Origin of the sequence: Elongatibacter sediminis, from assembly GCF_037892215.1 — a bacterium.
GTDB classification, from domain to species: Bacteria; Pseudomonadota; Gammaproteobacteria; order Xanthomonadales; family SZUA-36; genus Elongatibacter; species Elongatibacter sediminis.
In genome coordinates this window covers 44,946-69,059 of record NZ_JAZHOG010000012.1, presented here as the reverse complement: position 1 = coordinate 69,059, position 24,114 = coordinate 44,946, and the positions used below count along the sequence as shown (strand labels likewise).

Below are 24,114 nucleotides of genomic sequence, written 5' to 3'. Positions count from 1 at the left end.
GTCTGGCGCTGCGCTGAGTCAGTCCGCGGTCAGGTCATCCAGCGGCTTGCCGGCCACCGATGTGTCGGTGGCCGGCCGTTTGGGGTCGAAATAGGTGCGTTGAACCACTTCGAACACTTCGCCGAACGCACGGCGCAGATCGTTGACGTGCATGATGATCTGGGCCGTGTCCTCGCTGCCCTTGCGTCCATTGACGGCAAAGGTCAGTTTGATATTGCCGTTATTGACATCGGGTTCGATTGCACTGATTCGTTCCGCGAAAATTCGGGGTATGCTCATCCCGCTGCTCTCCTGGCTCATGCGCAAAGGGTAAAACTTTGGGCTTGGCCGTACCAGAGGCAGCGGGATTTTCGGCAAGTACGGCCTCAAAAAGCCGCGCGTATTCCGAAGACGAAGTTACGCCCGATCTGTGGTGCCTGATCCTTCAGGGACGAGGTACTGTTACGGATGTCCTCGTCGAGCAGATTGTGGCCTTTCAAATAGGCTTCCCATTGCGCGCGTCCGTCCTGCCAGAACGCCCAGGAGAGTTCGGCGTTGAGCAGATCGTAGCCGGGCGTTTCCGTTTCGAAAACGGCTGTCTGGTCCTGCCTGGCGGCGTGTATCCAGGTGACGTTGGCGGCCCAGGCTTGCCGGTCCCAGTCGATTCCCAGCCCGAATCGGTGCGGTGGCATGCGCGGGATGTTGGAGTCGTCGTCGAATTCTCCGCGCACGGCATCGGCGAACACGAAGCCCTGCCAGTGGCCTGAACTCCAGCGCCCCGCGTCATAGCGAAGTTCCAGTTCGCCGCCCCAGAAGTCGGCGTCCTGCTGGGACCATCGGCGCACCGGCAGGCCATCTTCCTCCAGACCGGTGTCGCGCTGGTAGATGTAATCGCTGAACGCATCCGTGTAGAACGTGATCGAACCGGTCAGCCGCCCCTGATGCATCCGGTAGCCGATTTCCATGTGCAGGTTGGTTTCCGTACCCAGGCTGGAGTCGCCGATCTCGAAGGTCTGGCTGGCGAGGTGCGGGCCCTCGCCGAACAGTTCCTGGTCGGTGGGTGCGCGTTCCGCGCGTGACAGGTTGAAATTCAGATGGCTGCTCTCGTTCACGTGCCAGACGGCCCCGACCGAGGCGCTGAACGGTGTGAACGAACGGGAGCGATCGTCCACGCTGACTCCGGCGTCTTTGGCGTCGACATCCACATCCTCGTAGCGGGCGCCGACATCCAGAATCCAGCTCCCGAAATCGACCGACTCGACCCAGAAAATCGAGCCGGTACGGGTGTTTGAATCGGGCACGAAGGCTTCCTCGCCCGCGGCGCCGAAATCGCGGTCAGTGTATTGCAGTCCAAACGCTCCCTCGGAGCGGCCCCATGGCGTATGGCGCAGCTCAAGCCGGGCGTCGAACGTGTCGTTGGTGAACACCGTCCCCACCTCGTCACCTTCGAATTCGGTGTGTTCGTAGTCGGATACGGCCAGTTTCAACTTGAGGCGCTCTACGCCCTTGAACGGATCGGTGCCTTCCAGTTCGCCGTCCACCCGGCTCGATTCCAACCCGATGGTCACCAGGGCTTCATCTTCGGCATGCTCATCGGATTCTTCGCCCTCGTGGTCGTCGTGGTCACCCTCGTCGTGGTCACCCTCGTCGTGGTCGTGGTCGTCGTGCTCCTCGCCCTCATGGCTGTGGGCGCCGGGAATGCCGTAGTCGGACTGGTAGCCGGACCAGGCCAGTCCCACCCGCCAGCGGTCGCTCATCCAGGCGGCCCCCAGAGAACCGCCTTCGTTGTCCAGAAAGCTGTTTTCAAGCACGCCTGTCCCGGCCTCGTGAAGCTCTTCCTCGTCCCCATGGTCTTCTTCGTCCCCATGGTCCTCGTCGTGGTGTTCCTCGTAGAGTTCGGCTTCGCCCGGAATTTCATAGTCGTCCGAACGGCGCACGAAGGCATCGGCGTGCAGCACGAAATCGCCAACGCCGAAATCAATGCGTCCCGCGCCGAATTGCTGATCCGCGGCGCTGTCCCCCTGCACCATGGCGCGGGCTTCCAGGCCGCCCTCCGGGCGTTGGTTCGGGATGATGTGCGAGACGATATTGACCACACCGCCAATCGCGCCGGAGCCGTACAACAGCGTCGCGGGGCCGCGCAGCACTTCCACCTGGTCGGCCAGGAAGGGCTCGGCCGGTACGGCGTGATCCTGGCTGACCGCGGAGGCGTCGCTGGACGCCATGTTGTTGGTCAGCACACCGATGCGGGCGCCTTGCAGTCCCCGAATCACGGGACGGCCGACATTCTGGCCGAAGCTGGCATTGCTCATGCCCGGCACCCGGGACAGCGTATCGCCGATGTTGTTGCCGAGTTCGCGTTGCAGCGCTGCCCCGCTCAGCACGGTGGCGGACTGGGAAATTTCAATGATGTCGCGTCGCAGGGGCGTCGCGGTGACGACAATTTCCTCCAGCACTTCGTGTTCATGGCTCTCGCCATGGATGCGGTCCTCACCCTCGGGCAGGGAATCATCGCTGCCATTGGCCGCGGAGTGGGCGAGTTCGGGCGCCCCTGCCAGCAGCAAGGCTGCCAGCGCCAAAAACGAATTATTGCGCAAAAACATGTACTTGTATCCTCTCTGAACGGAATTCCGTCCGCCACGCACGGAGCGGGGCGGTCTTGCATTGGTTGTGTTTCAGAGAGTGGAGGGAGGGGCTCGTGCGTGAGGCCGGTCGGTCCATGATGAGACCGGACCGGACTGCGGGCTTGCTGTCTTGATATCGGACGCGGTTGGCGTGGCTGCCACCGTTCCGGTGTCCAGCGTGGCTGCGCCCTGCACATGGCTGGCCGAGCAGACTGCACACAGGTTGTCGCCCGATACGTCCAGGTGGTCGACGCCATGCGCGAGTACGGCACCCTGTGCGGCGAGCAACAGCGCCAGGAGCGCGATACGCGCCAGGGTGCTCCAGCCGGTTCTGCACAGGTTCATGGGGTAAATCTAACCGATATGGATGCCGTGGTAAACGACTCTTGTCACGGACGTCACGATTGCAACGGCCGGGTCCGAAACGGGGCCGGCTCGCGTCCGGCTCTTCGTCTCAATCCACATTCCAGTTGAGCAGTTCCGGGTTGGTCTGTGCGAGCAGTTCCCGCGGCACGTCGGCCAGAGTCAAGGCCGCCTCGCAGGCGAGGGTCCCGTCCGGCAGTTCGATCATGCCTCTTGCCCTGCCCAGCCGGCCGCGCAGCCGGACGATGTGGCCGCTGATCTTGAGCGGGACACCGACCGGCACCGGGTGACGATACTTCACGTCCAGGGTCACCGACATCATGAAGTGGTGATGATCGCCAATCATCGCGACCCGGCCCACGACCTCGTCCAGCATCGCGGCCTGGATGCCGCCGTGAACAATGCCCGGGTAACCCTGGTAGTGGGAAGGTACCGTGTAGTGACTGACCACGGTGTGTTCGCCATCGTCCTGGAAGCGCATGTACAACCCGACCGGGTTGCTGCGCCCACAGATGAAGCACATTTCGGAATTGGGTTGTTTGTTCACGGTGAGGTATCCCGGTTGGCCGGATCTCGTTCGGATCGAGACGCAGCATGGTAACCGCGCGCGGCGGGATTGTGTAGCGGCGGCGCCCGGTGTGGCTAAACCCCCCGGGCCCAAAAAAATGTTCTGATGAATTTTGTAGAATGAGAGCCTGGCTGGCCGTGATAATTAGGACGAACCGGCAAGAAACCGGTTCGCAGGCGTATGAATAAAAAGGATCACGGCAGCCCGGGCGCCGTCTGGCCCCGGGAACCATCAACATTTTTTATATGGGGTACAGAACCATGATTTCGCCAATAGCAAGAAAAAATCACCCGGCTGCCCACCGCCCGTTTGTTTTCCGATCACTGAAAGTCACGGTGATTACGGCTTTTTCCCTGATGCTGACCGGGCCGGGTCTGGCGCAGGCGCAGGAAAACGAGCGCGGTTCCACCGCGTTGCTGGAAGAGGTGGTTGTAACCGCGCGCAAGCGTGAGGAACTGTCGCAGACGGTCCCGATCGCCATTACGGCCTACAACTCCGAACAACTGGATGCCCTGAAGGTTCGCGACCTCGGTAATCTCTCCGTCAAGATGCCCAATGTCGCGCTCGACGACATCGGCACGTTCCCAACCATCGCGAATTTCTCCATTCGCGGGCTTGGCATCAACAGTTCGATCCCGTCGATCGATCCCACGGTGGGTGTGTTTGTCGACGGCGTGTACATGGGGCAGAACGCCGGTGTGGTCATCGACATGTCCGATATTCAAAGCATCGAGGTATTGCGTGGCCCCCAGGGCACCCTGTTCGGACGCAACGTGACCGGCGGCGCCATCCTGATCAACACGCGCCGGCCCGGTGACGAGGCGGAATTCGATGCCCGTGTGGCCGTGGATGGCAACCCGAACGGTGATGGCGGCTTGACCACCTATGTCATGGCCGGTGTCGGCGGGCCGTTGAGCGATACGGTTGGCGTGCGGGCCAGTTTCTATCACACCGATGATGACGGCTATTTCGAGAACCTGCTGACCGGGGAGGATCACGGCGCGGCCAAAACCACGATTTTTCGTCCCGTCCTTTCCTGGGAGCCCCATGATGATGTGCGGGTTTATCTGCGCTGGGAACATCTGACCTCGAATGGCGACGGGCCTGCGTCGCAGAACCACGCCAATGGCCTGGGCATTCCGGGTGCGTTCGCCAGCTTCGACCGTGACAGCTTTGACTTCTCCATTGATGAACCGGGGTTTTACGAACTCGAGAATGATCTCGTGACGCTGGAGGTGAACTGGGATGTGCCTTTTGGTGATGGCACGGTAACCAATATTTTCGGATGGAAGGATTACACGTCCGAGGGTGAGAGTGACATCGACGCACAACCTGTCTGGCTGTTCCACGCGCCGTTCTGGAATAACCAGGAACAGTTCAGCAACGAATTGCGGTACACCGGCACCTTTGGCAATGCACGGGTCACCACGGGCATTTACTGGTTCGACAACGAAGTCAATTACCACGAACGGCGCAACTTGCTCGGTATCGCCACCGGTGGTGTGGCTCCGGCGCTCGTGCAGGACGGCGGAGGCAACTACAACGTGGAGTCCAAGGCCTGGTTCGGCGCGGTCGACTTCGACCTCAACGAGGCCTGGACGCTGACGGCGGGCGCGCGCTACACGAAGGAAGACAAGGACGCTGAAATCGCCTCCCTGATCTTCAACGTCAACACCAGTTGCAATGTCGTCACCAACCCGTCGGGCTGCCTGTTCGATTTCAACGATGAGGCATCGTGGAACGCCTGGTCCGGCAAGTTGGGCGTTACCTGGAACATCCGCAATGACCTGCGCATGTACGGGCACTGGTCACGGTCGCAACGTTCGGGCGGCTACAACCTGCGCAACACCGCGGTCGATACCGTCAATCTCGGGCCGGGGCCGTTCGACGAGGAAACGGTCGACAGCTTCGAAATCGGCCTGAAGACGGAACTCGGCGGTCGCGGCCGTCTCAATGCGGCGGTGTTCTATAACGAAGTCGATGACATGCAGCGGGAAGTCAACCTGGCCGATCCGGTAGCCGGGGTCGTGCAGATCATCAAGAACACGGCCAATGCCGAAATCTGGGGTTTCGAGGCCGAGGGAGCCTTCTCGCTGGGTAACCGTACCGTTCTGACCGTTTCGGTGGGTTATATCAATCCCGAGTACAGCGACGTATTTTTCGATCTGAACGGCGACGGTGTGGTGAACGAGTCCGACGAAGACCTTAAACTGCCGCGCGCCGCGGAATGGACCTGGAGCCTGGGCATCAATCACGATTTCCGGGTCGGCGACTGGGGCTACCTGACCGCACGGGCAAACTACGCCTACCGGGATGACGCATTCTTCACCGACAGCAATCTCGGTTATTTCCTGTCGCAGAACATTCTGGATGCGGGACTGGACTTTCGAGCGGACGGGGGGCACTGGATCTATTCGGTGTACGGGCGAAATTTGCTGGACGAGGTCAATCACGGCGGCGACACACAATTGCCCACGATGCTCGGACCGCTGCCTACCGGCGGTACATTCTCTCCGCTGATGAAGGGGCGTGTCGTGGGTATCGAGGTTGCCTACAGCTACTGAAGCAGTTCGCGATACAGGGCCAGGGTTTTTTCGACCGTGTCCTGGTTGCGGAATTGGCCTGCGATGCGCTCGCGTGCAGCACGCCCCATCCGCTGGCGTTCCAGCGGATGGTCGTGCAGCCATTCGATGGCTTCGGCGAGCGCCGGTACGTCGCCCGGGGGTACAACCAGACCGCTCTCGCCGTCGATCACCAGTTCGGTATTGCCGCCGACATCGGTGACCAGTGGCGTGACGCCATACGCCATGCCTTCGATGACCGCGCGCGACAGCCCTTCGCCGCGCAGTACGGGCAGGCAGCAGATATCGCTGGCGGCCATGATGGCGGGCGCGTCGCGCCGGAAACCGGCGAAGTGGACGCGACCGGGGTCCGTTAGTGCCGCGGCGGCCCGATGCAGTTCCGAATTTCCCTCGTGCCCGAGAAAGAGCACATGAATGTTTTTCGCGGGATCGGTCCGGCCCAGCGCCTGGATCAGTTCCAGCAAGCCCTTTCTCGGGCGCAGGCGGGAAGCCACGGTAACCAGGGTGGCGTCTCGAGGAATGCCGAGTGCGCCGCGGTCCGCCGGTTGGGCCGTATACCAGGACAATTCGTGGCCCTTGTGAATGGTCACCACGCGCTCCGGGGGCAGGTGAAGTCCCAGCAGGGTCACACCCAGAAGGTAGCGGCGTACACCCTCGGCCACGCAGACAATGCGGTCGATTCGGGGGTTCAGAAATCGCAGCCACGACAGCGGTGACCACCAGGAAACGTTTCCGGTCACTCCCAGGTAGGCGACCAGCCGCGGGGAACGTCCGGCACGTGCCAATGGCCGGGTGGCCAGTACCATGTGCAGGGTCGTGCGGCTGTTCATCGCGTGCACGATGTCGATGTCTTCATCCCGGATGGTCTGGCGGATGCGGCGCAGCAGGGAGCGGTCGAGTTTTCTTTTCCAACTGACCCCGGTGACCGCAACGCCGTGATCCCGGATCGCGGTCACGTGCGGTGAATCGGCGCGCCCGAAAACGACAACCCGATGGCCGCGATCGTGGACACCGCGAATGGTCGCGGATTCGCCCCGGTCGCTCTTGTCGGTCAGGTAGAGAATGCGAAACGTGGCTTCGGTCATGGATGCTTCATTTCGTTTCGTTGATGGGATTCTAACCTCCCCGGGTAATCGTGGCGCGGACGGCTGCGGGCGGATGAAACGCTTCGTGTCCGCGAGACTCCCGCCAGGCACTGTTCGCCGCGGAGCGGTCGCCGTGGATGGAAGGTTGGGGCAGGTGGCCATCGGCGTACCGAGTCCCCGTTGCGGCTTCGGAAGTCTGTTAAACTTGATGGGATAGGGAAGGGGGTCTGCTGGTCAGGGCTTTTCGGCACGAAGTGTTTGCGGGGCCCAACAGGATATGTGAGGAGCCGTCATGGCGTTCAAGGTTACGATTTCCGTTTTGTCTGAAAGTCAGGAAGGCGACATTGGTGACGACTGGAAATTCGACCTCTCGGCGAAGGTTTTCAACGAGGGTTTGAAGGGTGAGGGTCGTATCAAGGTCAAAAAGCACAATCTTCCGGCAGGCGTGGTACAGGATCCGCCAGGGCCGCCCGAGCCACTCGAACTTCCGGGGGGCGACGCGGACGGCGAGATTCTCGTCCGTCTGTCGCTGACGGCGACGGAAGTGGATCTGTTCCAGAATGATTCCGGCACGGTGGAGACCGACTTGAAGTGCCCGTGTCCGACCGAAGAAGACCGTATCACCGCCCATCAGACCGAAATGTCGGTCGGCGTACGGGAATCTCCTGGTTTCCTCAACCAGGTGGCTGTATTCACCTTGAAGCTGCGCATAGTGATCGAGCGCATCTGAGCACCGCGGGGCGGTTGATCGTGAACGAATCCGTAGTTCTGACCGTTGTCTCCGACGATCGGCCTGGCATCGTCAAATCGCTTTCCCGGTTGCTGGAAGATCACGGCGGGAACTGGGCCGAGAGCAGCATGATGTCGCTGGCGGGGAAGTTCGCGGGCATCCTGCTGGCCCGGGTGCCGCAGGACCGCACCGGGGAATTTCTCAAAGCATTGGCCGCTCTCGAAGCCGAGGGCGTGCACATCCTCGCCCAGCGGACCGGCGAGCCCGGACCGGGCGACGATGTTCAAGAGTTCTCCCTGGACCTGGTTGGCCAGGATCGGCCCGGTATCGTCCACGACATCACCGACATCCTGACCCGGCACGGGATCAACGTCCAGGAACTGGAAACCCGTTGTGAAAGCGCTTCCATGTCCGCCGAGGTCCTGTTTCATGCACGGGCGAGGATGCGGGTGCCGGGCGGCACATCCGTGGAGCGCCTGCGTGAAGAACTCGAGGACCTGGCCAACGAACTCATGGTCGACATCGTCCTCGATCAGTAGCTTTTTCCGATTTCGATATATCTATAGGTTATTTGTGTCATAACTATTTGATTTATGATAATTGTTCTGCGCCTGTTGTAATTTTTCTATTATTCTATAGAATCCTGGCTCTCATTCACGGGAGCCGGTCGTGCCGACATCCAGGGATCCTACACGTTACGAGCAACAACGCCTGGAGGCCATCAAGGCCGCCGCGGCGGAGTTTGCCGAGCACGGATTCCACGGAGCCTCCACCGCTGGCATCGCACGGCGCATGGGGATCAAGCAGGGCAGCCTCTATTACTACTTCAAGTCCAAGGACGAGGCCCTGTTCGAAGTCTGCATGCTGGGCATACGGGACTACGTGCGCCGCATGGAGGTCATCGCGGCGAGCGACCAACCCTTCGAATCCCGCCTGCTGGCGACGGTGACCTCTCACCTGTCGAGCTACCGCGAGAAGAATGAAGCGCTCAAGGTGTACAACACCGAGCGGCTTTACCTCTCCGAGGAAGAGCGAACGGACCTGAAACGCCAGGGCAGCCGCTATCGCCAGTTGCTCGAAGGCATATTCGAGGAAGCGGCGGAGATGGGACTCCTGCGGCCGTCCGTGGATTGCCACTTCGCCGCGCTGTCCGTTATCGGCTTGTGCAATGCCTGGGGCGAACTGATCGTGCGCGATCCCGAATTGAACGTATTCGACCTGGTGCAGCAATGCACCGACCTGCTGCAGCACGGCCTGTGCGCCGGGCGGCAACCGACACAACACCGAGGATAAGTACACATGGGTGCATTCAAGGAGCCGCACGGCGGCCGACTCAAAGAGCTGTATCTCAACGAAGCTCAGGCCGATCAGGAAAAAGCGAAAGCCACGGACTATCCGTCCTGGGACCTGACCCAGCGCCAGCAGTGCGATCTCGATCTGCTGATGAACGGCGCGTTTTCTCCATTGGAGGGTTTTCTCGGCCAGGAAGATTACGAATCCGTGTGTGAGCGGATGCGTCTGGCTGACGGCGTATTGTGGCCCATGCCCATTACGCTGGATGTGTCCGAGGCCTTCGCCGAAGGCGTTGGCCCGGGCGACCGGATCGCACTGCGCGACCCCGAAGGCGTGTTGCTGGCAACCCTGGAGGTGACCGATCTCTGGCGCCCCGATAAATCGCAGGAGGCAGAGAAGGTTTTCGGCACCACCGACCTGCGCCACCCCGGTGTCGATTACCTGATGAACCGGGCCGGGCCGGTGTATCTCGGTGGCCGGGTACACGGCATCGAGCCGCCGACCTATTACGATTTCAAACTGTTACGCGATACCCCGTCGGAATTGCGCGGCCGCTTCCGCAAGCTGGGCTGGCGCAAGGTCGTGGCGTTCCAGACCCGCAACCCGCTGCATCGCGCACACCAGGAACTCACCTTCCGGGCGGCGCGTGAAACCGAGGCCAACCTGCTGATCCACCCGGTGGTGGGAATGACCAAGCCCGGTGACGTGGACCATTTCACGCGGGTGCGCTGCTACGAACATGTACTCGAGCAGTACCCCGACCAGACCACCCAGCTCAGCCTGCTCAATCTGGCCATGCGCATGGCCGGCCCCCGCGAGGCGATGTGGCATGCGATCATCCGCAAGAACTACGGTTGCACCCACTTCATCGTGGGCCGGGACCACGCCGGACCGGGCGTGGACAGCAACGGCGAGCCTTTCTACGGCCCCTACGACGCGCAGGACCTGTTCCGGGAACACGAAGAGGAACTGGACATCACCATGGTGCCGTTTCGCAACATGGTCTACCTGGAAAACCGGGCCGAGTATGTTCCCGAGGATGATGTCGATCCGGGTGACAGCGTGCTCAACCTGTCCGGAACGGAGTTCAGGCGGCGCCTGCACGAGGGCCTGGACATTCCCGAGTGGTTTTCCTATCCGAAGGTCGTCGAGGAACTGCGCCGTGCCCATCCTCCGCGCCACGAGCAGGGTTTTACGGTGTTTTTCACCGGTCTGTCCGGATCGGGCAAGTCCACCATCGCCAATGCCCTGTTGGTGAAACTGCTCGAGGACGGCTCCCGTCCGGTGACCCTGCTCGACGGTGATGTTGTGCGCAAGAACCTGTCCAGCGAGTTGACGTTCTCCAAGGAGCATCGTGATCTGAACATTCAGCGTATCGGCTTTGTTGCCAGTGAGATCACCAAGAACGGCGGCATCGCGATCTGCGCGCCTATCGCGCCGTATGCAGCGACCCGCCGGCAGGTTCGCGAAACGATCAGCCCGGTGGGCGGATTCATCGAAATTTTCGTCTCCACCCCCATCGAAATCTGCGAGCAGCGTGACCGCAAGGGTCTGTATGCCAAGGCCCGCGCCGGTCTGATCAAGGGCTTCACCGGCATCGATGATCCGTACGAAGTGCCTGAAAACGCCGAAATCGTCATCAACACGACCGAACTGACTCCGGATCTGGCCGCGCACCGTATTCTCATCACCCTGGAGAAACTCGGTTACGTCAAGTAACGGGGGCGAGGCCGCCCGGGGCCGAAATCGGGGGTTGCCCGGCGTACAATATCGCCCATGCACATCCCCGAGACCCTGCTCCTGATCGGACCGAACCGGCGTAGCGATCGCACCTTGCTCGAGCAACAGCTCGTGCCCGATCGCGAAGAACTCCGGAAGTTCGCGGATGGCGGAGAGACCGTCATCCGCGAACTGACCCGGATCGGGCCGTGGCTGGCGGGTGAGTGGGATAAGTCCCCGGTTGCCGCGGCTGCCGAGCCGCTTGCGGCCATGGTTTCCACGTACAACCAGCTGGCGCTCGCCTTGCAGCGCCACTCGGGTCACCGGGTGGATGAGTCCGGATTTCAGCTCGACAGCGCCGGCAACGGCGTCTGGGCCTGGTTTGAATACGAACACGACGAGGTGGGTCGCCAGGCGGCTGAACTGGCTCTGCGACTCATTGCGGCGGCCGGTGGGGCAGGTGATTCGGATGCCGGTCCAACGCCGGACACCGCGGCGGCGGTGAACTCCTTTCTTGAATTTGCAACCCAATACGTGCAGCCGCGCGATACCGAGGCTATTGTCGCGGCCGCGGCCCGCCTGGACATTCCCTGCTACAAACTGGAGCGCGATCCCTATCCGGGTCTGGAAGGCGATTTTCGCATTCGGCGGAACGGCCTGTTGATGCTCGGCCACGCACGTTTCAAACAGATCGTCGACGGTACGTTCTGTGTCTCCCGCTGCGCGCGCATCCAATCTCTGGTGCGGGACCGCGAGGCACTCCGCAGCCTGCTGGCGACCTGGAAGGTGCCACTTCCGTCGCGTGATCCGTCCGCCGGCAACTGCCTGATGACTCGCCGGGCGCTGCGCGCGGCCGAATCGATCGGTTATCCCGTGGTCTTACGGCCCGCCATGCGTACGGACGGTGTGAGTGCGGCGCTCGACCTGCAAATCGGACAGGAAGTTGCCGAGGCTGTCGACCACATGCGCCACCGGGCGCAGACGCTTGTCGTCGAGGCAATGGTGCCGGGAACGTCTCACAAAATCCTGGTGGCGGGCGGTGAGCCGCTGGCCGTCATCAGCGGTGGCAAAGAATTTCCGCCTGACGAGGTCCATGCCGATACGCTCGAATTGGCCCGGAACATCGCACGGCGGCTGGATGCGGGGCTGGTCGCGGTCGATATTGTCAGCCGCGACATCGGCCACTCACTGGAGACAACCGGGGGGGCGGTCGTCGATGTCGACCTGGCGCCCGATCTGGACCACCTGCTGGCACCGGAATCGCCGTTGTTCGGGGAGTGCGCCACCCGGTTTCTGAGGTGGTTGTTTCCGGCGGGCGAGCCCGCGCGGATTCCCGTTCTGACAGTCACCGGAACCAACGGAAAAACAACCACCTGCCGGATGATTACCCGCATCCTCGAGCACGCGGGAAAGCACACCGGCATGGTGTGTTCCGAAGGACTCTATTTCGGCGAGCAGTTCGAGACCCGGCGTGCCACCGCGGACGTGGCGGCCCATCACTGGATTCTGGAGACCGAAACCGTCGAAGCTGCGGTTTTCGAAGAGTATTTTGGCCGCATTGCCCGGCTGGGCTTTACCTTCCGTTGGTGCGACGTGGCTGTATGCACCAACGTCACGGATGACCACCTCGGCCGCATCGGCACCCACACGCTCGAAGAGATGGCAGCCCTCAAGCAGGCGGTTCCCGTGCGGGCGCGGGAAGCGGCGGTGCTGAACGGTGACGACCCGCGTTGCCGGGCCATGGCGTCGGCCTGTACGGCCAGGAAGGTCTGCCTGATTTCGATCCGCGCCAGCCTGGAACAGGAAGTTGCGGAACTGGGTGAACGGGGCGCGCGAGCGGTGTTGGAGCCTGCGAACGACGGGCGGCGATGGCTGGTGCTCCATGATGGTCCGGAACGACTGCCGGTGCTGCCCGTGGACGAAATACCCGCCACCTTCGGCGGCAGCGCGCCTTTCAATGTCAGCAATGCCCTGCATGCCGCGGCCGCCGCTTATTTCGGCGGTGCGCAAATTCCCGCTATCGCATCCGGCCTGCGTTCCTTCGAAATGTCCTACGAAAACACGCCCGGGCGGCTGAACCGATTCGACGGTTTGCCGTTTTCGGTCATCATGGACTATGCCCACAACGCGGACGGGTTTCGCCAGATCGCGCGATTCGTCGATCAGCAAAATCCCGCCGGGAAACGGCGGGTGATGGTGGGTTTCACGGGCGACCGGCGTGACGAAGCTGTTCTGGCGGCCATCGCGGAGCTGGCCGGGCATTTCGACCACTATGTCTGCCGGAATTTCATGGAATATCGTGGACGAAAACCTCACGAAATTCCCCAGTTGCTCAATCGCGGCCTGCTTGCCGCCGGAGTGCCCAGGGAGCAGATCGATGTCGTGCCGGATGCCGTCGAGGCGGTTCATCACGTTCTGGATGCCGCGCAACCGGGCGACTTCGTCGTGCTGCTGTGCGGCTCAACCCAGTTCGACAGTGTGTGGAACCATCTGCATGAACGCGCGGGACTCGAAGCACCCGTCAGGGAGGAATCCGGCCGGACGCCGGATGCGCTGTAAGCTCGTTCAGGCCGCGTACATCCTGATCAGATGTCGAGAGCGGTCCGGTGCAGTCGCGGGCATGAACGCGGTCCGGCCATGCGCGACACGATGATTGTCAACGATTAACAGGTCGCCCGCATTCAGATGCACGGTCACGCAGGCGTCATTGAGGGCGGCGTCGAAGCGGGAGAGCGCTGCACTGGCTGCGTTCGGCCAGGTCATGGCGCCGGGTTTGTACCGCCAAAATTCAGTTTCGCGAACCCGGTAGTCAACCGCTTTCCCCTCAGGACATCCCGGTGGATACGCGAAGTTGAACACCGGGCGCCTCAGCCAGGCAAGGTCATCATCAGTAAGCGCCGATCCCGCCTCGTCACAATCAGCCAGCAGACAGGCTCCGCCCTTGGCGGGGTCCGGAGTAATGCACTGCATGAGGAGAAACCGGGGCGGACGGGGTACGTAACTCACATCGGTGTGCAGGGGGAAATATTCGTTGGTGAAATAAGCCGGAGCATCGGCTTTTCGGTTCAGGTCGCAACGCACGTGCATGATGGCCGGACCGAGAAGGGCTTCGTCGATTCCCGTGTTCCTCCGGCCCACCAGTCCGGCGGTGCGAATCAGCGCATCGGGTGTGTCGGCGCGAAACCCGGTCAGAACCAGTGCAGCCCTGCGATCCAGGGCATTCCGAATTCTTTCCGGTGTCGTCTCCGGCCCCGGCCGATGACGAACAGGCCCCACGCTGGCCGTCAGCCCTCGAGTACGGATTTCAGGCCGCTGACGAAGTAGTCGAGATTCGCCTGGTTCAGCGAGGCGATGTTGATTCGGGCTGAATTTACCGTGTAAATCGAGAACTGCTCGCGCAGCTTCTGCACCTGGTCGACCGTGAGGCCCAGGAACGAAAACATTCCGGCCTGGCGTTCCAGGAAGGAAAAATCGCGTTCCACGCCACTGGCGGCTATCCGGGCTACCAGGCCGGCGCGCAGACCGTTGATGCGGTCACGCATGTCCCCGACTTCCGCGCGCCACTGCGCCGTCAACGCGTCATCGTGCAGGATGATGTCGATCACGGCGGGACCGTGGGCAGGCGGCATGGAGTAATTCTTGCGCGTCAGCGAATGGATGACGGTTTCGATGTCGGCCGCTTTCTGCGCGCTGGAAGCCAGCACGGAAATTGCGCCCACCCGGTCGCGGTACATCGCGAAATTCTTGGAACAGGAACTGGCGACGATCAGTTCCGGGCACTGTTCGGCAAACACCCGGATCGCCAGATTGTCATCGTCCAGCCCGCGTTCGAAGCCTTGGTAAGCCATGTCGATCACCGGCAGAAAACCGCGCTGCCCGGCCAATTCGGCGATTTCTCGCCACTGCGATTCATCCGGACTGACACCACAGGGATTATGGCAGCAGGCATGCAGCAGTACCGCATCGTTCGGGCCGAGTTGACCCAGAGCTTCCATCATTGCGTCGAAACGCAGGCCGTTGCTGTCGGGGTCGAAATAAGGGTAGGTGCCCGATTGCAGGCCACCGGCCGGAAATATCGCGGTGTGATTGGCCCAGGTCGGATCGCTGAACCACACCCGGGCATCGGGGTTGGCGGTTCTGATCACCTCGGCGGCAACCCGCAGCGCACCAGTGCCGCCGGGCGTTTGCACGGTGCGTATACGTGATTCGTTGAGGGCCGGACTGTCCGCGCCGAAGATCAGTCGGGAAATGGCTTCGTTGAAACCGGTCACCCCGGTGGGGCCCAGGTAGGATTTGCTGGTTTGCCGCTCCAGCAGTTCGCGCTCGGCGCTCAGCACCGACGGGAGGATCGGTGTCCGGCCTTCCTCGTCCTTGTAAACGCCAACGCCCAGATCAATTTTATTCGGGTTCGGATCCTGATTGTAGGCGGCCAGAACGCCGAGAATGGGGTCGGGGGGAACGGCCTGGAGGTGTTCGAGCATGCGAGTTTCCTGATGGTGTCACAGACAGTGCGGCGGTCGGTGTCAAGGCCGCAAAGTTCGGGATTGTACATGCAATTCGAATGAATCGCAGGCAAAAAAAACCCCGGCCAGGCCGGGGTTTTTCGCAGGGAACGGAGTGGGGTTATTCTTGCGGCAAAGCATCCAGCAGGGCGTCGCGTTCGCGTTCCTTGTACTCGACGTCCTGATCCATCAATTCCTTGCGTTTGAGTTCGCTATCAACATAGTTGATCCATTGCTCGGCCACCCGCGCGGAACGATTGTCGCGCGATGCCGCTTCGAAAGCGCGGCGGGCCTGGTCCAGTTGCTGCTGGTTGAACAGCGCCATGCCGAGCATGATCTGGGCCTGGTCGGGCCGCTTCAGGCCTCCGAGCTGGATGGCCTTGCGGGCTGAGGCGGCTGCGTCTTTCCATTCCTTCAGGTTGATGTGCGACTGCGTCAGGCGCAGGTACAACTCGCCATCTTCGCTCAACTGGGCGGCACGGCGCAGCGGCGGGATGGCCTTGGCGTCCTCGCGTGCCGTGTACCAGGCTTGCGAAAGCAGGCGGAGGTTGCGTTCATTGGGCTCGACGATGTCTGCCTTGATGCCCTTGTCCAGCACCTGTGCGGCCTTGTAAGGCAGTTCGTGCAGCAGGTAGAGGTTGGCCAGGTTGGTGATGTGTGAATTGGTGTTCAGCAGGCCTTTCTCGTACAGCACTTCGGTCAGGGCCAACTGCTTCTTGGTGTCGCCCAATTCGCTGTACACGCCAGCCAGGGTCAGAATGTAGCTGTCCTTGGGATAATTCTGAACCAACTCCTTTACGACCGCGAGCATGTTGTCGTAATCCTTCATTTCGAAGTAGATCACGCGCAACAGCAACAGCCAGTTTTCCTTCGGCACCTGGCCCTGATCGCGGTACATGTCCACCGCGGTCTTGATGGGTTTGAGCGCTTCCTGGTAGCGATTCATCTGGAACAGAGCCTGACCTTCGAGCATGTAGACGTCAGCGGAAGGCTCGGGCACTGCAGCCATCAGTCGGCGCACCGTGCTCAACGCGGCTTCGTAGTTCTCCACCGTGAACTGCAGCTGGGCCATGGTCTTGAGCGTGGCCAGCTGGAGTGCTTCGGGAAGTTCGGGTTGCCGCAGGACCTGCTCGTAGGCGTTGATGGCATCCGAGTAGCGTTCCTGCAGGTAATACGAGTAGCCGGTCAGATTCCAGATCTGGGCCCGTTCGTAGTCGCTGAGCCGTTCGTTGCCGCGCATTTCGCGAAGGAGATTTTCGGCCCCCGCGTAATCCTTGGCTTCGACCAGTTCCTGGACTTCGGTCAGCTTCTCGTAGGTCTGCTGACTCATGGCCACGGTCTGCTTGGTCTTGCGGTCTTCCTGCGCGACGGCCGTGGCGGCCGCCGTGAGCAGGAACCCGGCCAGAATCAGGCTCGTGTATTTGCCGGTATGGCGTTTCGCGATATCCATGGGGTTTCGCAAAATCCTATTCCTCGATGTTGTACGTGAACTTGTTCTGGACGCCGGGCACTTCCACCGCCTGTCCGTCGATCACGCGCGGTTTGTACTTGAACTTCAGCGCGGCCTGAATGGACGCGTTGTGGAACAGTGAACTGGTGCACTGATCCTCGACCACGAACGGGTCGGTGATCGTGCCTTGCCGTGTCACCGTGTACTGCACCACACAGAAGCCCTCGATACCCCGGGACAGGGCGCGCTGGGGATAAATCGGCGCGACCTTCACGATGGGCAGGTAATCACCTTCGCCCACGCCGAGGCTGAACCCACCGGACATTTCGATGTCCGTTTCCACCGGTACCGCGGAAATCGCGATTTTTTCGGCCGACGGGTCCAGATTGTCGAGCTGCGGGGTGGGGGGCTGCGGTGGCGGTGCTTCCGGCGGTGGTGGCTTCTCGGGTTTGAGCTGCCTGCGCTGTGGTGTCTCGTCTCGCTTCAGACGGACGAAATCGACGATGTTGGACATCCCCGATTCGTCCAGAGAGCGGTCTGCCGTCTCGATCAGGTAGGACATGGTCCAGAACAGCGCGGCCGTAACCGCGACACCGACCAGACCCCCGACAACGAGCCGGGTGTAATGACCACCCGTCGGAAGCGTCAGTGAGTCAAGAATATTTGACGCCATAACTGGTCTCCGTTACTGCTCGTTCGCGGCGATCGAAACGTTATACACCCCGGCCGAACGCGCGGCATCCATAACCTGGATCAAGGTGTCGGTCTTGGACTCCTTGTCGGCCTGGATGACCACGGATCCCTGCGGATTCTCCGCGTGCAGGCGCTCGATGTTCGGGCGCACGGAACGGATATCCACCTGGCGGCGGTCAATCCAGATATCGTTGTTGGGGCCGATCGCTACGAGGATATTGGCTTTTTCCTGCTTCACCGCGGTCGCCGCATCGGGCCGATTGACCTCGATGCCGGCTTCCTTGATGAAGGTGGCTGTAACAATAAAGAAGATGAGCATGATGAACACGACATCAAGCATGGGCGTGATGTCGATGTTCGACTCTTCTTCCGGTTCCTGGGCAAACTGTTGCCGCATTTCAATTCTCCTTCAAAACGGTGCCGGTCACTGGTGGTGAATTTCGAGATGGTCCGCCAGTGCTTCGCGTTCTCTTCTCGCTCGGTTGCTCAGGTAGGCACTCATGGCGACGCCGGACAGGGCCGCGACCATGCCGGACATGGTCGGGACCGTTGCCTTGGAGACGCCGGACGCCATTGAGCGCGGATTGCCTGAGCCCGAGATCGCCATGACTTCGAACACCTCGATCATGCCCGTGACCGTGCCGAGCAGGCCCAACAGGGGGCACAGCGCGACACAGGTCTGGATCAGGGCCAGGTGCTTCTCAGCCGAAGCGGATACATGGGCAATGATGCGGGAACGGATCTGATGGGCTTTCCACGAGGATTTGTCCTCGCGGTTTTCCCAGATCTGGAGCGCGCTGCGTACCAGGCGTCGATACCCGGTACGCATGAACACCAGACGCTCGATGACCAGCATCCACATAAATAACGTCAGGATGCCGATGACCCGCAGAACCGGTCCGCCAAGCTCGAAGAAATCCCGAATGGTCTCGAGAAACGGCAGATAGTAGTACAGGACATCCATGATCCGTCAGACTCCTGCGGTTTGCTGTTGTTCCGCGCGTTCCGACAACATGCCAGCGGCTTCCTCTTGCAGAATCTGCGTGAGGCGGCGAGCGCGACTGGCCACCAGCGTGTGCAGGAACACCATCGGAATGGCGACGCACAGACCGAGAACCGTCGTGATCAGTGCCGTGGAAATACCGCCGGCCATCAGTTTCGGATCACCCGCACCGTACAGGGTGATGGCCTGGAAGGTGATGATCATACCGGTCACCGTACCCAGCAGACCCAGCAGCGGTGCCACCACCGCGATGATCTTCAGGAACGGCAGCATCGCGTTGAGCTTCGGCGTTTCCTTGAGGATGGCTTCGCCCAGCTTGAGTTCCAGACCCTCGACGTCCACGTTCGGGTGGTCGTGAGCGATCTTGATGACCCGGCCCAGCGGATTGTTGCCCGGTTTTTCCAGATTACGGGACTGGCTGCGAATCTTCGCACCAACACCGGTCAGAATCAGCAGACGCCACAAGGCGATGGCCAGGCCGATCACGCCGAGCGTGATAATGGTGTAGCCGACGATCTGTCCCTGCTTGATCCGCTCGATCAGGCTGGGTGCCTGTACCAGCAGTCCGAGCAACTGGCCACGCGTGGGGTCGACACCGAAGGCGGTCATGCCGCTGTCGGCTTCGAACAATTCCTCGGCGCGGTTGGTGAAGCGGCTCTGCGGCTGGCGTGCCAGTTCAACCAGGCGTCCGGTTTCCTGCACGTATTCGAGATACTTGTCATCCGAGACGACATTGAACAGACCGACCCGGACCACTTCTCGCTGCTGCTCCTCACCTTCGGCACTCACGACCGTGGTGGTGAAGCGGGAGACCTTGGAAGATTCCGTCATCTCGCGCTGCAATTCGAACCACAGGCGTTCGATTTCCTGCAGGGTCGGGAGGCGGTTGGTCGAACCCATCTTCTGGGCGAATTCGGTCAGCCATTCCGAGCGTTCGGGATACTGAACCTGGGTCAGGGAACTGTCGAAGTTGCCGCGGGCGTCGCCGGCTGCCTGTTGCAGCACGCCGAACAATTCCTTCAGGTCGCCGAGGCGTTCCTGCAGGGCGCGCTCCAGTTCGATGATTTCCTCATCGTTGGTGGCAAATCGGGCTTCGAGCGTTGCCGACCGCTGTTCCTCGCGGGCACGCTCGGCCTTCAGGTCGGCCAGAGCCTGCTGCTGGTTGGCGCGGTTGCGCTGGAATTCCTGCAGACGGGTGCGGTTTTCTTCCGCGTCGGCGACACGGCCGCGTTTAACCTGCTGCAGCAGTTCGTCGAGTGAGACGGACTCTGCGGCCGTCGCGGGGGCGCTCAGCGCCAATCCGAGGATGGCGGAGAAAGCGAATGTAATGACTCTGTTCTTCACTGTGCTTCTCCTTCGGCAGCACTGACGGGTACGACGAGCAAGTCAGGTGCAACCTGCTTCCTCGCGACGCGGATGCCCTGGGCAACCTGCGACTTGTAGGTTTCCGGCGGCAGGGACACGAAGCTGCCCGTGGCCGGATCCCATGCGCCGGTGTGCTGGCCGCCGATGGACTGGTATGAAAGAGAGACACGGCCAATGCGCAGGAAGTCCACTTCCTGCTCGTTGCCGTCGATGGAGACCGTGCCCTTGTAGGCTTCGATGGTGCGGCCGTATTCGTTTTCGATCTGATAGGCCTCGATCACCCGGCGGAATTTCTCCGCGGCGGTGACGTCCGAGCGCTCCATCATGTCGCGCAGTCGCGCGATACGGTCACGACGTTCTTTCAGCAGAAAGGGCGTGTCGAGCTCGATGAATTCCTCGAGCGAGTCAAGCATGCGCGTCATCATCGGGATGATTTGACGCTCGATCAGCGCAACGCTGTCGATCGATTCAGTCAGGGCGACTTTCTCCGCCTCCTGGTTATCGATCTGGCGCTGCAGCAGGCCGTTGTAGACCTTCAGGCCATCAACGACCTTGAGTTCGGTTTCGTACTGCGCAAGCAGCTGGTCCGTTTGATTGGCCACTTGTTCGATCCGCTGTTGTTCGGCGGCACCCTCGTCGGCGCGCTGCTCGCCCGCCTGGGTGACCTGATCAACGGTCGTTTGTGCAAATACGGGCGAGGAGAGGCTGAGGGTGCTGATTGCCGCGAAAGCGATCAGCGGTATCAGGAGCTTTCGTTTTGTGATTGACATACCGGTTCTCATGTGTGGGACGTAGTTCGAGATTAAGAATTAAAAACAGGAGCCCTTCACTCTATAACTTCGTAATCATTTCAGTCAATCGGTAATTACCCAAACAAACGCAATAGGGGAAGGGCGTGCGCCCTAACTAACGCTTTTTTTACAAAACCGTTGCAGAATGCGCTCTGCGGCAAATGCGGCTGCATTATCCGGATACTGTCATTATCGGTATAATCCGCCGCTCGCCATCACTGCCCCCGGGAGAACGCGCCTGATGGAACCTGGAATGCGACAGCACGACGATGCCGGGTCCCCGGAGCGGGGAGCTGCCGCCCGATGAAGCGCAACCGGCAGTGGGTCACGCTGTCTCTGCTGTTGATGACACTCGGTGGGCTGATTTTCGCCTACAAGGTGATTCGACTGGGCTATCCGCCTTACCCGGACCTGGAAAGTGTGGCCTGGACCGTTCAGGCGCGACTGCAACTCGAACCGGAACACGGGGCGGTACGGGCCAGCCTGTTGCTGCCGGCCCGGCCTTCGGGCTACACCGTTGCCCAGGAAAACTTCGTGTCGCGCGGTTTCGGCCTGACACTCGAGGAGCAGACCATGAGCCGGCGGGCGGACTGGGCGGTGCGCCGCCTGCGCGAACCCGGCAGCCTGTACTATCGCGCGCTGGTGATTCCCGATACCCGCGAGCGCTCCTTTGCCAGCCGCCCGGCCTATCCCAGCGTGCCTGAGCTCGAGGAACCGCATGCGACCGCGCTGTTGGACCTGATCGAGGTAGTGCGCGCCGAATCGGCGGACACCGAAACGTTTGCCGCGGCGATGATCGAACGCCTGAACCGAACCGATCCCGACGAGAATGCCGATCTGTTCCTGGCCGATGTCGCAAGTTCGGCGGACCGCGTGCGTGTGGCGCAGACCCTGTTGGCCGGCGCCCGTATACCAACCCTGCAGATTCACGGTATCCGCCTCGGTGAAGATACCCAGCGTGCTGATTTTGAAACGCTTCTGGCCGTGTTCAACGGCGAGGACTGGCTGGTTTTCGATCCGGCCACCGGCACGCACGGGTTGCCGGAAGGCTTTTTTATCTGGTGGACCGGCGATCAACCCCCGGTAACGGTGAGCGGCGCCAAACTGGACGACCTGCAGATTTCCACCCGCCACCGGGTGAAGAGCGCGCTGGACATCGCACAGCAGCGGGCCGAACTCCAGCATTCGTCCATGCGCCTGATTTCCACGCTGCAATTCCCGGTCCAGACCCAGTCGGTGTACGAAATCCTGTTGTTGATACCCATTGGCATTCTGGTCATCGTGCTGCTGCGCAATTTCGTCGGCTTCAGTTCCTTCGGGACTTTCGCGCCGGTGTTGATCGCCCTTGCCTTCCGCGAGACCGAGCTGTTCAAGGGCATCATCCTGTTCATTCTCATTGTCTCGCTGGGTCTGTTCTTCCGCTTTTATATGGAGCGCCTGCGCTTGTTGCTGGTGCCGCGGCTGGCGGCCGTGGTGACCATCGTCGTGTTGTTGATGACGGCCATCAGCATCATCAGCAACGAATTCGGCATGGAAACCGGTCTGTCGGTTTCGCTGTTTCCGATGGTCATCATCTCCATGGTCATCGAGCGCATGTCCGTCGTCTGGGAAGAGCGGGGAGCGTATACGTCGATCAAGGAAGGTCTTGGCAGCCTGTTGATGGCGGCGCTGGCCTACCTCGCCATGTCCGTCGACCAGTTCGCGTACTGGGTGACCGTGTTCCCCGAAGTCAATCTGATCGTGCTCGGCGTGATCATCGCGCTGGGCCGTTACACCGGGTTCCGCCTGACCGAACTGCGCCGTTTCCGTTCGCTGGCCACGGTCGTGGACGAGGATGGCCGGCCATGATCGGATTGCTGCGCCGCCTGCGGTCGGCCGGAGTGCTGGGGCTCAATTGCCGCAATGGCGATTACATTCTTCAGTACAACGACCGGCGCCATTACCCGTTGGTGGACGACAAGGTTCTGTGCAAGCAGCGCCTGTTGCGCGAAAACCTGCCCGTGCCGGAACTGATCGGCGTGATCGGCCTGATGCACCAGACATCGCGGATCAATGACCTGCTGGGTGACCGTAGCGAATTCGTGATCAAGCCGTCGCGGGGCAGCGGCGGTGACGGAATCATGGTGGTCACCGGCCGCCGGGGCGATTATTTCATCGATTCCGACGGCGAGATGATCGAGCAGGATACGCTCGAGCACCACCTCACCAATGTTATCGGCGGGCTGTATTCACTCGGCGGCCAGCCCGATGCGGCGATGCTGGAGTCCCTGGTGCATTTCGATCCCGCATTCTCGCGCCTGACCTACCACGGCGTGCCGGACATCCGGGTCATCGTCTACAGGGGTTATCCGGTCATGGCCATGTCCCGTCTTCCCACCCGCCTGTCCCACGGCAAGGCCAACCTGCACCAGGGCGCGATTGGCGTTGGTATCGATCTGGCCAGCGGTATGACCATCGGCGGCGTTTCCGGAAATTCGGCCGTGTCCATTCATCCGGACACGGGGGCACCGATCGAAGGCTTCCAGATTCCGGGTTGGGGCAGAATCCTGGAGATGTCCGCCCGTTGCCATGAAGCCGTCAACCTCGGCTATCTCGGCGTGGATATCGTGCTCGACCGCGACCTCGGGCCATTGATACTGGAATTGAACGCACGTCCGGGACTCAACGTCCAGATCGCCAACCGCCGCGGTCTGCGGGCACAACTGGATGCCGTGGATGCGCTGGGTGACCGAGACGAACCGCCGGAGCAGCGCGCGGAATGGTCGGCCCGGCAACTGGGTGAGCCCCCCCGCGACCTGCTGGTTCAGGCCCTTTCCTGAATTTCCGCCGCTCCGGCGAACTGCGACTGTACCGATCGAAAGTGCGCTTCGGCTTCACGGAACTGGTCGCGGGCCCGCGTCAGGTATTGCTTCACCTCGTCCACGTACCCGTCCGTTGACGCGGACCACACACGGTTGATGTAACGCTCACCCGCCGCGAAATGGCTCATGACGTCGGCATAGTTCTGAATGCCGAATACGTGGATCATGCTTTCACGCGCTTCGGCGAAGGCATCGAGGTCCTCGCGGAACAGGCGGTCGATTTCGAATCGAGCCTCGTAGGTCGGCAGGTCATCGCGTTCGTGCAGGGCTTCCAGGCGGCCACGGATTCGTTCCAGGCACGCTCCCAGATTGCGGATATTTCCCGAGAGCACGGCGTCGCCGCGGGCGGCGGCGTGAACCGCACGCCGGTGCAGGAGCAGTCCCATGGCGCCGATGGCCATGCAGGGTGCGAACAACAGCCAGTTGACCGCTCGGGGGTCCAGTACCGACAGAAAAGCACCGCACAGAAAGGCCGCGAAGACCAGGATGAGTCCAAGGTGTTTCAT

At 61.3% G+C, this 24,114-nt stretch carries 22 protein-coding genes; 8 read left to right on the top strand and 14 right to left on the bottom strand.

Annotation, left to right across the window (positions count from 1 at the left end):
• Positions 1-18 precede the first annotated feature (18 nt).
• The 4 genes from V3330_RS16505 to V3330_RS16490 all read right to left on the bottom strand — a co-directional run bounded on the left by V3330_RS16505 (position 19) and on the right by V3330_RS16490 (position 3,513).
• On the bottom strand, positions 19-279 hold the full coding sequence (locus V3330_RS16505; protein ID WP_354696553.1) for a hypothetical protein: 261 nt from the start codon (positions 277-279) through the stop codon (positions 19-21).
• Positions 280-365: 86 nt separating this feature from the next.
• The gene (locus tag V3330_RS16500) at positions 366-2,582 is read right to left on the bottom strand and encodes a TonB-dependent receptor (protein ID WP_354696552.1); all 2,217 of its coding nucleotides are present in this window, start codon (positions 2,580-2,582) and stop codon (positions 366-368) included.
• 72 nt (positions 2,583-2,654) lie between these two features.
• The gene (locus V3330_RS16495; protein ID WP_354696551.1) at positions 2,655-2,948 is read right to left on the bottom strand and encodes a hypothetical protein; all 294 of its coding nucleotides are present in this window, start codon (positions 2,946-2,948) and stop codon (positions 2,655-2,657) included.
• 109 nt (positions 2,949-3,057) lie between these two features.
• Positions 3,058-3,513 (bottom strand): PaaI family thioesterase, encoded by a 456-nt coding sequence (locus V3330_RS16490; protein WP_354696550.1) that lies wholly within the window; start codon positions 3,511-3,513, stop codon positions 3,058-3,060.
• A 356-nt stretch (positions 3,514-3,869) separates the two neighbouring features.
• Between V3330_RS16490 and V3330_RS16485 the strand changes: the two genes are divergently transcribed.
• Complete coding sequence (locus tag V3330_RS16485; RefSeq protein WP_354696549.1) at positions 3,870-6,098, top strand: TonB-dependent receptor; 2,229 nt, start codon at positions 3,870-3,872, stop codon at positions 6,096-6,098.
• Here the strand turns inward: V3330_RS16485 and V3330_RS16480 are convergent.
• Complete coding sequence (locus tag V3330_RS16480) at positions 6,092-7,201, bottom strand: glycosyltransferase (RefSeq protein WP_354696548.1); 1,110 nt, start codon at positions 7,199-7,201, stop codon at positions 6,092-6,094. The two genes, V3330_RS16485 and V3330_RS16480, sit on opposite strands and share 7 nt — an antisense overlap.
• A gap of 292 nt (positions 7,202-7,493) precedes the next feature.
• Between V3330_RS16480 and V3330_RS16475 the strand changes: the two genes are divergently transcribed.
• The 5 genes from V3330_RS16475 to V3330_RS16455 all read left to right on the top strand — a co-directional run bounded on the left by V3330_RS16475 (position 7,494) and on the right by V3330_RS16455 (position 13,502).
• On the top strand, positions 7,494-7,931 hold the full coding sequence (locus V3330_RS16475) for a hypothetical protein (RefSeq protein WP_354696547.1): 438 nt from the start codon (positions 7,494-7,496) through the stop codon (positions 7,929-7,931).
• 20 nt (positions 7,932-7,951) lie between these two features.
• Complete coding sequence (locus V3330_RS16470; protein WP_354696546.1) at positions 7,952-8,470, top strand: glycine cleavage system transcriptional repressor; 519 nt, start codon at positions 7,952-7,954, stop codon at positions 8,468-8,470.
• Between the two features lie 130 nt (positions 8,471-8,600).
• Positions 8,601-9,224, top strand: a complete 624-nt coding sequence (locus tag V3330_RS16465) for a TetR/AcrR family transcriptional regulator (RefSeq protein ID WP_354696545.1) — start codon at positions 8,601-8,603, stop codon at positions 9,222-9,224.
• Between the two features lie 6 nt (positions 9,225-9,230).
• Positions 9,231-10,943, top strand: coding sequence for a bifunctional sulfate adenylyltransferase/adenylylsulfate kinase (locus V3330_RS16460; RefSeq protein ID WP_354696544.1), 1,713 nt, complete (start codon positions 9,231-9,233; stop codon positions 10,941-10,943).
• Positions 10,944-11,000: 57 nt separating this feature from the next.
• Positions 11,001-13,502, top strand: coding sequence for a Mur ligase family protein (locus V3330_RS16455; RefSeq protein WP_354696543.1), 2,502 nt, complete (start codon positions 11,001-11,003; stop codon positions 13,500-13,502).
• A gap of 6 nt (positions 13,503-13,508) precedes the next feature.
• Here the strand turns inward: V3330_RS16455 and V3330_RS16450 are convergent, their stop codons facing one another.
• From V3330_RS16450 to V3330_RS16415, 8 genes are all read right to left on the bottom strand, one after another.
• Positions 13,509-14,219 carry a TauD/TfdA family dioxygenase gene (locus V3330_RS16450; RefSeq protein ID WP_354696542.1) on the bottom strand — a complete coding sequence of 237 codons (711 nt, stop codon included), beginning with the start codon at positions 14,217-14,219 and terminating at the stop codon, positions 13,509-13,511.
• An 8-nt stretch (positions 14,220-14,227) separates the two neighbouring features.
• Positions 14,228-15,424, bottom strand: a complete 1,197-nt coding sequence (locus tag V3330_RS16445) for an amino acid aminotransferase (RefSeq protein WP_354696541.1) — start codon at positions 15,422-15,424, stop codon at positions 14,228-14,230.
• A gap of 142 nt (positions 15,425-15,566) precedes the next feature.
• The gene (locus V3330_RS16440) at positions 15,567-16,895 is read right to left on the bottom strand and encodes a tetratricopeptide repeat protein (RefSeq protein WP_354696540.1); all 1,329 of its coding nucleotides are present in this window, start codon (positions 16,893-16,895) and stop codon (positions 15,567-15,569) included.
• Positions 16,896-16,911: 16 nt separating this feature from the next.
• Positions 16,912-17,568 carry an energy transducer TonB gene (locus V3330_RS16435; RefSeq protein ID WP_354696539.1) on the bottom strand — a complete coding sequence of 219 codons (657 nt, stop codon included), beginning with the start codon at positions 17,566-17,568 and terminating at the stop codon, positions 16,912-16,914.
• 12 nt (positions 17,569-17,580) lie between these two features.
• Positions 17,581-17,985, bottom strand: coding sequence for an ExbD/TolR family protein (locus tag V3330_RS16430; RefSeq protein WP_354696538.1), 405 nt, complete (start codon positions 17,983-17,985; stop codon positions 17,581-17,583).
• 27 nt (positions 17,986-18,012) lie between these two features.
• Positions 18,013-18,552, bottom strand: a complete 540-nt coding sequence (locus V3330_RS16425; protein WP_354696537.1) for a MotA/TolQ/ExbB proton channel family protein — start codon at positions 18,550-18,552, stop codon at positions 18,013-18,015.
• 6 nt (positions 18,553-18,558) lie between these two features.
• Positions 18,559-19,935: a MotA/TolQ/ExbB proton channel family protein gene (locus V3330_RS16420; RefSeq protein ID WP_354696536.1), complete on the bottom strand. Its 1,377-nt coding sequence runs from the start codon at positions 19,933-19,935 to the stop codon at positions 18,559-18,561.
• On the bottom strand, positions 19,932-20,726 hold the full coding sequence (locus tag V3330_RS16415) for a DUF3450 domain-containing protein (RefSeq protein WP_354696535.1): 795 nt from the start codon (positions 20,724-20,726) through the stop codon (positions 19,932-19,934). The genes V3330_RS16420 and V3330_RS16415 overlap by 4 nt, the downstream gene beginning before the upstream one ends.
• Positions 20,727-21,050: 324 nt before the next feature.
• On the opposite strand from V3330_RS16415, the gene V3330_RS16410 reads away from it, so the two are divergent.
• Both V3330_RS16410 and V3330_RS16405 read left to right on the top strand, forming a co-directional pair.
• Complete coding sequence (locus V3330_RS16410; protein WP_354696534.1) at positions 21,051-22,595, top strand: UUP1 family membrane protein; 1,545 nt, start codon at positions 21,051-21,053, stop codon at positions 22,593-22,595.
• A complete protein-coding gene (locus V3330_RS16405; protein WP_354696533.1) occupies positions 22,592-23,566 on the top strand; it encodes an alpha-L-glutamate ligase-like protein in 975 nt (324 codons plus the stop codon). The genes V3330_RS16410 and V3330_RS16405 overlap by 4 nt, the downstream gene beginning before the upstream one ends.
• Here V3330_RS16405 and V3330_RS16400 read toward each other — a convergent pair.
• A complete protein-coding gene (locus V3330_RS16400; RefSeq protein ID WP_354696532.1) occupies positions 23,551-24,114 on the bottom strand; it encodes a hypothetical protein in 564 nt (187 codons plus the stop codon). The two genes, V3330_RS16405 and V3330_RS16400, sit on opposite strands and share 16 nt — an antisense overlap.